The 1,857-nt window shown below is 53.2% G+C and carries 1 protein-coding gene; it reads left to right on the top strand.

The window, feature by feature from the left end; all coding sequences use genetic code 11:
- A partial coding sequence (locus ACXAGR_RS23720; RefSeq protein WP_474852913.1) for a beta strand repeat-containing protein occupies positions 1-1,857 on the top strand: 1,857 nt, incomplete at both ends.

Genomic DNA, 1,857 nt, shown 5'->3' with positions numbered 1-1,857 from the left:
ATGTGCCTGCAGAAATGGCAGAAGGCAACTTCACCGTTGATGCAGCCGCGACCGATGCAGCCGGCAATACCGGCACTGCTTCAACCAGCGGAAATATCGACACCACTGCGCCGACAGTCACACTGGATGCACAAGGTACCGGTAACGACACCACGCCGACGATTTCCGGCACCACCGACCTGCCGGCAGGTGAGTCAGTGACGTTGACGGTCACCGATGCGAATGGTGATGCGCAGACTATAACGGCTACTGTGCAACCAGACGGTACCTTCAGTACCGATGTACCAGCGGAAATGGCAGAAGGTAACTTCACCGTTGATGCAGCGGCAACCGATGCAGCCGGTAACACCGGCACAGCCTCAACGTCTGGTACAGTGGATACCACCGCACCGACAGTCACACTGGATGCACAAGGCACAGGCAATGACACCACACCAACTATTTCAGGCACCACCGATCTGCCAGCGGGCGAATCAGTTACGCTGACGGTCACCGATGCCAACGGTGATGCACAAACCGTCACCGCGACCGTTCAGCCAGACGGTACGTTCAGCGCCGATGTGCCTGCAGAAATGGCAGAAGGCAACTTCACCGTTGATGCAGCCGCGACCGATGCAGCCGGCAATACCGGCACTGCTTCAACCAGCGGTGATATCGATACCACTGCACCAGTAGTAACACTGGATGCTGAAGGTCTTGGAAATGATGCTACGCCAACTATCTCCGGCACCACGGATCTGCCGCCGGGTGAGTCTGTGACATTAACCGTCACTGATGCAAATGGTGACGTACAAACATTCACTGCAACAGTTCAGCCTGATGGTACGTTCAGTGCTGATGTGCCTGCAAACATGGCCGATGGCAACTACACGGTTGATGCATCTGCTACGGATGCCGCGGGGAATACAGGTAGTGCTTCAACAAGTGGAGAGGTGGATACCACAGCTCCTACAGGAAATATTGTTGTTACCACAACCTATGATGATGCAACACCCATGATCACCGGTACGTTGGATATTCCTGAAGGTGATATCGTTACACTTGTAATCACCGATGCTGCCGGAAATGAGCAAACTCTTACTGTTCCTGTAGCCGCAGATGGTTCATTCAGTGTTGAAGTTCCCACCGATCTGGCTGAAGGTGAGTTCACGGTTCAGGCATCAGCTACAGATGATGCTGGTAATACTGCTACGGCAACGCTCACTGCAACTATTGATATGGCCGCTCCGAGCTTAATCATCGATCCTATTGATATCACCAATGACAACTCTCCGACAGTTACAGGCAGTACGGATGTAGGTGTAGGCACTATTGTCCTGTTAACCGTGACGGATTCAGATGGCGTTGAATACAATCTGTCTGCAGTTGTTCAGGCTGATGGAAGCTGGAGCTCAGATCTCCCCATTCTTCCGGACGGCTCGGTCACCGTTGAGGCGCAGGTTCTGGACGATTCAGGCAATATCGTGAACGTGAGTGCTGCGGGCACAATCGATACAGCCGATCCGGGCATAACGCTGGACACGTTTGTCGATACAAACGATGTGCAGCCTACGATCTCCGGTACTTCAGATGAGCTGGGCGCAAATGTCGAAATCGTGCTTGTAGACGGCTTAGGTGTTGAACAAACCCTCTCTGCCACGGTTCAGCCTGATGGTACCTGGTCTGTCAATGTACCATCAGATCTCAATGAAGGATTACTGACAATCGACGCATCGGTCATGGATGATGCGGGCAACGTTGCAACTGTCAGTACCTCAGGATTAATTGACCTGACACTGCCAGTGCTGAACGTGAATGCCATTAGTGACCTCGCCAGCGACACACCGCTTATCAGCGGTACGTCTGACGAAATCGGCG

The organism is Alteromonas sp. ABH4_457, from assembly GCF_056160625.1.
The sequence above is the reverse complement of the archived record's forward strand: the minus strand, read 5'-3'. Positions and strand labels throughout refer to the sequence as shown.